The following is a 7,099-nucleotide window of genomic DNA, read 5'->3' as shown; positions in this document are numbered from 1 at the left end:
GCTCCTACAGATGTTTTGCGTGCAACCTGTAGCAGTTGACGAGCTTTGCGAGGCTACGTCCGGGCGCGCAGCGGCCGTAAAAGAGCCAAAATCAAAAGATCGCAGCCTGCGGCAGCTCCTACGCTTTTACCGCGTACACCTGTAGTCGCTGACGAGGCACGAAGGCTGCGAAGGATCAAAAGATCGCGAGCAAGCTCGCTCCTACAGATGTTTTGCGTGCAACCTGTAGCAGTTGACGAGCTTTGCGAGGCTACGTCCGGGCGCGCAGCGGCCGCAAAAGGGCCAAGATCAAAAGATCGCGAGACAAGCTCGCTCCTACAGGTGTATTGCGTACACCTGTAGCAGTTGACGAGCTTTGCGAGGCTACGTCCGGGCGCGCAGCGGCCGTAAAAGGGCCAAGATCAAAAGATCGCAGCCTGCGGCGGCTCCTACGCTTTTACCGCGTACGCCTGTAGTCGCTGACGAGGCACGAGGCTGCGAAAGATCAAAAGATCGCGAGGCAAGCTCGCTCCTACAGGTGTATGCGTACGCCCGTACGCTTAATCGCTATACGCAGCACTCAATTCAACCGCCGCGTGTTCGAACGCGGTTTTGATTTCTTCGATCACTTGGTCGGTGTGGTCGAAGGAGATATACAACCGGCCGTACGGCGACGGCATGATCAGTACGCCCGCTTCGCGCAATGCAAGGTGCAGGGCTTTGGTAAATGACGGGTTGGCGATTTGCGCGGCCTGTTCGTAGGTGCTCGGGACCACTGCGCCCAACCAGATGCCAAATACGTTGCCGTAGCCGCTGGTGCTCACGGTGAAGCCGTGGCTTTTAAAGATGCTTTCAATGGCGCCACGCAAGGCGTCGCCACGGGCGATGAGTTGCGGGTAGTCAACGTTGTCCAGTTGCGCCAGGGTGGTGGTCACGGCCGCGCAGGCCATGGGGTTGCCGCTGAAGGTGCCGCCGCGTATGACCCGGCCTTCTTCAAAGCCCGCTAGGATGTGGGGTTTAGCGACGACCGCCGACACCGGTACGCCGTTGCCAATGGCTTTGCCAACGCTGGCGATGTCCGGGTCCAGGCCTTCTTGCAGGGCCGCGAGGCCCGGGTACAGGCGAAAGCCCATCAGCACTTCGTCGCTGATCACCAGTGCGCCGTGGCGGTGGGCCACGTCTTGGACGTGTTTGAGGTAGCCCGGCAAGGCCATGATGCAGCCCGCATTGGCCAGCATGGGCTCCAGAATCACCGCAGCAATGTTGCTGTCTTCGGCAAACAGGCGTTCAACATCGTCAAAGTCGTTGAAGCGCAGCAGGGTGGTGCGTTCTGTAGACGGACGCTGGCCGTCGCTGAAGCTCGCTTCTTTGGAGGTGACGTTGCCGTAGCTGATGTCATCGAACCAGCCATCAAAACCCGCCGCCATTTTGGCGATTCTGCCGCGACCGGTGTAGGCGCGCGCTGCGCGGCAGGCCAAGTGCACCGCTTCGCTGCCCGAGTTGGTGAAGATGACTTTACTTAGTTCGCCGGTGTGGTTGGCCAGTGCCGTCGCGGCGCCATGCTCACGCACGTGGGCCCAGGACGGCGCCGCGCTGTCGCTCAGTGCCTGCACGACCGCCGCATTGACGGCGTCATTGGAGTGGCCCAGCAACACGGCGCCAAAGCCCAGCGCGGTGTCGATGTATTGGCGGCCCTGGTCATCCCACAGGTAGGCGCCTTTGCCATTGCGGATAAACAGTTTTTCACCCTTGAGATCAGGCAGGATGCGGGCTGCGCTGGAAACATCACCCACTAGATTCGGCATAAAAACCTCTGAATTTTGACAAGAGTTACCCGCCCCGGGCTGTTGGGCCCGGGAAGGTGTACGGCATGGGTTATTGTTGTTTGACTTTCAGTTTTTCGTTACGTCGTCGCAGCACTTCGAGGGTCAGCAGCATCAATACCGAGAGGATGACCATGATGGTGGCGACTGCGGCAATGTTGGGGCTGATGTTTTCTCGAATGCCCGAAAACATCTGCAAGGGCAAGGTGCGCTGTGCCGGGCTGGACAAAAACAGCGTGACCACGACTTCATCAAACGAGGTGGCAAACGCAAACAGCCCGCCCGAGATCACGCCGGGGGCAATCAGCGGCAGGATCACTTTGAAAAATACCGTCAGCGGCGGCGCACCGAGGCTGGCGGCGGCCCGGCTGAGGTTATTGTCAAAACCCTGCAACGTCGCGTTGACGGTGATGACCACAAACGGCACGCCGAGCATGGCATGGGCCAGCACCAGACCGGTGTAGCTGTTGAGCAATTGCAGCTTGGCAAAGAAGAAGTACAGGCCGACAGCAACGATCACCAACGGCACGATCATGGGCGAAATCAGAAACGCCATGATCACGCCCTTAAAGCGGAAGTTGCCCCGGCACAGCCCCACAGACGCCAGGGTGCCGAAGATCATGGCCAGTGCCGTGGCGGCGGGGGCGATGATAAAGCTGTTTTTAAAGGCTTGACGCCACTCCTGGGACGACATCAGTTCTTCGTACCAGCGCAACGAAAACCCGTCCATGGGGTAGGTCAGGAACGATGACGAGTTGAACGACAGCGGAATGATCACCAGCACCGGGATAATCAAAAACAGCAGCACCAACAGGCAGACCGTCACCAGACCGAAGCGGGCCAGTTTTTCGGCTTTGGACGCATAAGGCGCCATGGTCATGACCTCGACTGGTTAGGGTGGGTGAGTTTGCCGTACACCCCATACAACAACAGGGTGGCAATCAGCAGCAGGCTGCCGAGTGCAGACGCCATGCCCCAGTTAACGGTTTTATTGGTGTAGAACGCGACGAAGTAGCTGACCATCTGGTCCGCAGCACCGCCCACCAAGGCCGGGGTCACGTAGTAACCAATGGCAAGGATAAAGGTCAGCAAGGCACCTGCCGCCAGGCCCGCGAAGGTCTGCGGCACGTACACCCGCCAGAACGCCACAAACGGGTGAGCGCCCAGCGAAATCGCCGCCCGCACGTAGTTGCCGGGGATGTTTTTCATCACGCTGTACAGCGGCAAGATCATGAACGGCAGCAGCACATGGGTCATCGCGATGATCACCCCGGTGCGGTTGAACACCAGTTGCACTGGCGCATCGATAAGGCCCAGAAACATCAGCGAACGGTTGATCAAGCCATCGGACTGCAACAGCACCACCCAGGCGGCGGTACGCACGATCAGCGAGGTCCAGAACGGCAGCAGCACGCAGATCATCAGCAGATTGCTTTTGCCCTCGGGCAAGGTGGCCAGCCAGTACGCCACCGGGAACCCCAGCACCAGGCATAGCAGGGTGACCACGGCGCCGATGGCGAAGGTGCGGGCAAAAATGTCCACGTAGATCGACTGGTTAGGGTCGGCCTTGACGATGTTGCCGGTGGCGGAGTCGATACGGTGATCGAGGGCGGCCAGCAAGAAGTAAGGCGTCAGCGGCGCCGATGCCTGCTTCAGGGCCTTCCAGTAATTAAGCTCGCCCCACGAACTGTCGATGGCAATTAGCGCGTCACGTTTGGACGCCACGTCGCTGGCCGGCAGGTTGCGCAGGGTTTTGGTGATGAGGGTCCGGTAAGCCGGGATTTCATAGCTCAAGCGCTTGGCCAATGCGCCGATCTGGCCGTTCTCTTTGGCGTTGGCCAGGTCGATAACCAGCGCTTCGAAGGTGTGTTCGTTGGGCAGCGATTTGCCTTTCCATAAAGCCAGCGCCTCAACGGTGGCCGGCAGCGCGGTGTTCACATCGGGGTTGTCGACGCTGCGCGAGAGCAGGGTGCCGATGGGGAAAGCAAAGCACACCAGCACAAACAGAAACAGCGGTGCGATCAGCAGCAGGGATTTGAACTTGTAAGAACGTTCGGACTTTCTGAGCTTGGCCCTGAGAGTGGGCGTCTGCTCCTGGGTCTGGCCGGATTGATTGGCGGCGGACTGACTCATGATCGACATCTCAGTGCTTGGTCACGTCCAGAGCGCGGATGTGCTCTGGTGACCAGGAAAGTGAAATCGAACTGCCAACCGTCCAGCTGTTGTTCATGTGCGAGGCCGGCAGCTTGACCATGAAGTTCGGCTGCCCGGCAATTTCGGTGATCATGCGCACGTGGTCGCCCAGGTAGATGTATTCCTGAATGCGCGCGGTCAGCGGTGTGCTGCCCGCTGGGCCGACCACCACTCGCTCGGGGCGGATGCACAGGGCCACCTGGTCGCCCGGCTGGCACTCGGCCACCGGCACGGCGCGGATCAGGCTGCCGTCATCGAGGCGCGCCACGGCATAGTGCTCGTCGCAATACATAAAGGTGCCGAGCAGGGTGTTGTTCTCGCCTATAAATTGCGCCACGAAGCTTTTGTTCGGGGCCTCGTAAATGGCGGTCGGGGTGTCGATCTGCTGGATCACGCCGTCGTTGAACACCGCCACGCGGTCGGACATGGTCAGGGCTTCGCTTTGGTCGTGGGTCACGTACACCACGGTCAGGCCCAGTTGCTGGTGCAGGTGCTTGATTTCCAGTTGCATGTGTTCGCGCAATTGCTTGTCGAGCGCGCCCAGCGGTTCGTCCATCAGTACCAGCTTGGGGTCAAATACGAGCGCACGGGCCAGGGCGACACGTTGCTGCTGGCCACCCGACAGTTGCGCGGGGTAGCGTTTTGCGAAATCGGTGAGTTTCACCATGTCCAGAGCACGGCTGACTTTTTGCTTTTTGTCGACGCTGTTCATTTTGCGGACAGAAAGCGGAAAGGCCAGGTTTTGCTCAATGGTCATGTGCGGGAAGAGCGCGTAGTTCTGGAACACCATGCCGATGTTGCGCTTGTGTGGCGCAAGGTTATGCAGCGGCTTGTCGTTCAGGTAAATCTCGCCATGGGTCGGCGTTTCGAAGCCGGCCAGCATCATCAGGCTGGTGGTTTTGCCCGACCCGGACGGGCCCAGCAGGGTGACAAATTCGCCTTCTTTGATATCGAGGTTCAAATCCTTGACCACGGGGCGTATGCCGTCGTAAGTCTTCTGAATATTTTTAAAACTGACCAAGTGTTTCACGTAACCATCCTCACTTGAGAGCAGGCGCACAGCATCTTCGCCAAGGCATGCTCGCTCATTATTCTGAGAGGCACCGGCGCGCAGATAACGTCGTGGACCTGCCACCGGGGAACCGGTGGCAGGGTGACCAAGAGGCGGGGGTTTACTTCTGGGCGACCCAGGCGTTGAAGCGCTCGGTCAGCGGTTCGATGTTCTCAACCCAGAACTCGACATCGATAGGGATCGACTGCGCAAGGTTTTCCGGGGTGGTTGGCAGGGTGTGCTTCAAGTCTGCCGGAACAAATTCGTTGGCGTTCTTGTTGGTCAGGCCGTAGGCAATGTACTTGGGCAGCTTGGCCTGTGCTTCGGGCTTGCTCGCGAAGGCGATGAAGTCCATGGCTTGGTCTTTGTTCTCGCTGCCTTTGAGCACGGCCCAGGAGTCGATGGCCGATACGCTGCCATTCCACAGGAACTTGAAGTTTTTGCCTTCGTTGGTGTTAAAACCGGTGATGCGGCCGTTGTACGACGAGCTCATCACGATGTCACCGGCAGACAGCATTTGCAGCGGTTGTGCTGCGGCTTCCCACCACACGATGTCCGACTTGATGGTGCCCAGTTTGTTGAAGGCACGATCGACGCCTTCCGGGGTGCGCAACACTTTGTACACGTCGGCAGGTTTGACCCCGTCAGCAATCAGCGCGAACTCAAGTGCGTATTTAGGGCCTTTGCGCAGGCCGCGTTTACCCGGGATTTTTTCCAGGTCAAAGAAGTCTGCCCACGAGGTCGGTTCGGTCTTGAGCTTGTCACCGTCCCACGACAGGCCGGTGTTCCAGACGATATTACCAACACCGCAGTCGCTCACGGCTTCCGGAATAAAATCAGCTTTGTTGCCGATTTTGGCCCAGTCAATTTTTTCATAGAGCCCGGAATCGCAGCCCAGCACAAGGTCTTCGCCTTCTACTTCAACCACGTCCCAGTTAGGCTTGCCGGCTTTGACTTTGGCGTCGAGCACGCCCACTCCGCCATCCCAGCTTTGGTCGAGTACTTTTTTGCCGGTTTGTTTGGCGAAAGGTGCAAAAAACAGCTCGCGCTGTGCGTCCTGAAAGTTGCCTCCCCAGGAGACAATCGTTAGATCACGGGCAGTGGCAACTTGGGAAGCTGCTAAGCCAATGAGGGCAAGTCCATATGCTGCAACAGCGTGGCGTGATTTATGCATTATTAGCCTCTACGCAGATGTTGTGATTCAGTGGTAAAAATTTTTACCACTGGAGGTGTCTCCAGGCAAGCTTTATTTTCGCTGACGGTTTAAACCCTGAATCGCCCGATAAACGGTAAGCGATTGTTTTCTCACATCTAAAATTTAAAAAAGACTGACAAACCCAACTGTCGGTGTTTTTTTTAGCTAGAGTAATAAACGTTTTCTTCAGGGGTGAGCCTGTTTGAAACCGTGCTACTTTGCTGCGCCTGGAGTGTGCAACAGGATACGGGATTACCCGACCTGGTGCGTTTAAGTTGCCTTTACCGTGTAAGAAAATTCGGCAGTTCAAGGTCCACATTAAACTTTGGCCCGCTCGGGTGCCGTTTAGCTAAGGAATTCACCGTGACAGAAACATCGGCGACAGGCCGAAGCCCGCATATCCGGGAAGAGCTCCCTGAAAGCCCGCCAGAGGTTTTGGAGACCGCCACCGTAGGCGCAAGGCTCAAGGCATTACGACAAAGTCGAGGTCTCTCGATCAGGGGGCTGGCAGAGCTGGCCGGTGTGCCGCATGCCACGCTTTCGATTATCGAGCGGGATAAATCCAGCCCGTCTGTGAGCATCCTCAAGCGTTTGCTGCGGCCCTTGAACGTCACCCTCAGCGTGTTTTTTTCCGACTCGGCGGTGGTTGACCGCGCCGTGTTTTACAAAGCCAATGAGCTGGTCGAACTCGCTGATGGCAAGAAGCTATCATACAGGCAAGTGGGAGCGAATCTCGAAAATAGTTCGATGATGATCCTCCATGAGCGTTACGAACCGGGTGCAGACACCGGTGAAGAAGGCGAAGAGCTGTATTCCCACGACGCCGAAGAGGGCGGCATCGTCATTGAAGGGCGCCTG

The 7,099-nt window shown here is 57.8% G+C and carries 6 protein-coding genes; 1 reads left to right on the top strand and 5 read right to left on the bottom strand.

Translation table 11 applies throughout. From position 1 onward, the window contains the following. Window positions 1–539 precede the first annotated feature (539 nt). The 5 genes from GHO25_RS24910 to GHO25_RS24890 form a co-directional block, all read right to left on the bottom strand. Window positions 540–1,784, bottom strand: coding sequence for an aspartate aminotransferase family protein (locus GHO25_RS24910; RefSeq protein ID WP_153393166.1), 1,245 nt, complete (start codon window positions 1,782–1,784; stop codon window positions 540–542). A 70-nt stretch (window positions 1,785–1,854) separates the two neighbouring features. Continuing rightward, window positions 1,855–2,676, bottom strand: a complete 822-nt coding sequence (locus GHO25_RS24905) for an ABC transporter permease (protein WP_153393163.1) — start codon at window positions 2,674–2,676, stop codon at window positions 1,855–1,857. 2 nt (window positions 2,677–2,678) lie between these two features. Further along, window positions 2,679–3,935, bottom strand: a complete 1,257-nt coding sequence (locus GHO25_RS24900; protein ID WP_153393160.1) for an ABC transporter permease — start codon at window positions 3,933–3,935, stop codon at window positions 2,679–2,681. Window positions 3,936–3,945: 10 nt separating this feature from the next. Further along, window positions 3,946–5,049 (bottom strand): ABC transporter ATP-binding protein, encoded by a 1,104-nt coding sequence (locus tag GHO25_RS24895; RefSeq protein ID WP_153393172.1) that lies wholly within the window; start codon window positions 5,047–5,049, stop codon window positions 3,946–3,948. A 118-nt stretch (window positions 5,050–5,167) separates the two neighbouring features. Then, window positions 5,168–6,220, bottom strand: a complete 1,053-nt coding sequence (locus tag GHO25_RS24890; RefSeq protein ID WP_153393157.1) for an ABC transporter substrate-binding protein — start codon at window positions 6,218–6,220, stop codon at window positions 5,168–5,170. A gap of 213 nt (window positions 6,221–6,433) precedes the next feature. On the opposite strand from GHO25_RS24890, the gene GHO25_RS26665 reads away from it, so the two are divergent. Beyond that, the coding region (locus GHO25_RS26665; RefSeq protein ID WP_372240974.1) for a helix-turn-helix domain-containing protein at window positions 6,434–7,099 on the top strand (666 nt) is incomplete at its 3' end.

It is taken from the genome of Pseudomonas sp. FSL R10-1350, from assembly GCF_009600525.1.
In the GTDB taxonomy this organism is placed as follows: Bacteria; Pseudomonadota; Gammaproteobacteria; order Pseudomonadales; family Pseudomonadaceae; genus Aquipseudomonas; species Aquipseudomonas helleri.
Note: the sequence above shows the minus strand (reverse complement) of the source record. Positions and strands in the feature narration are given on the sequence as shown.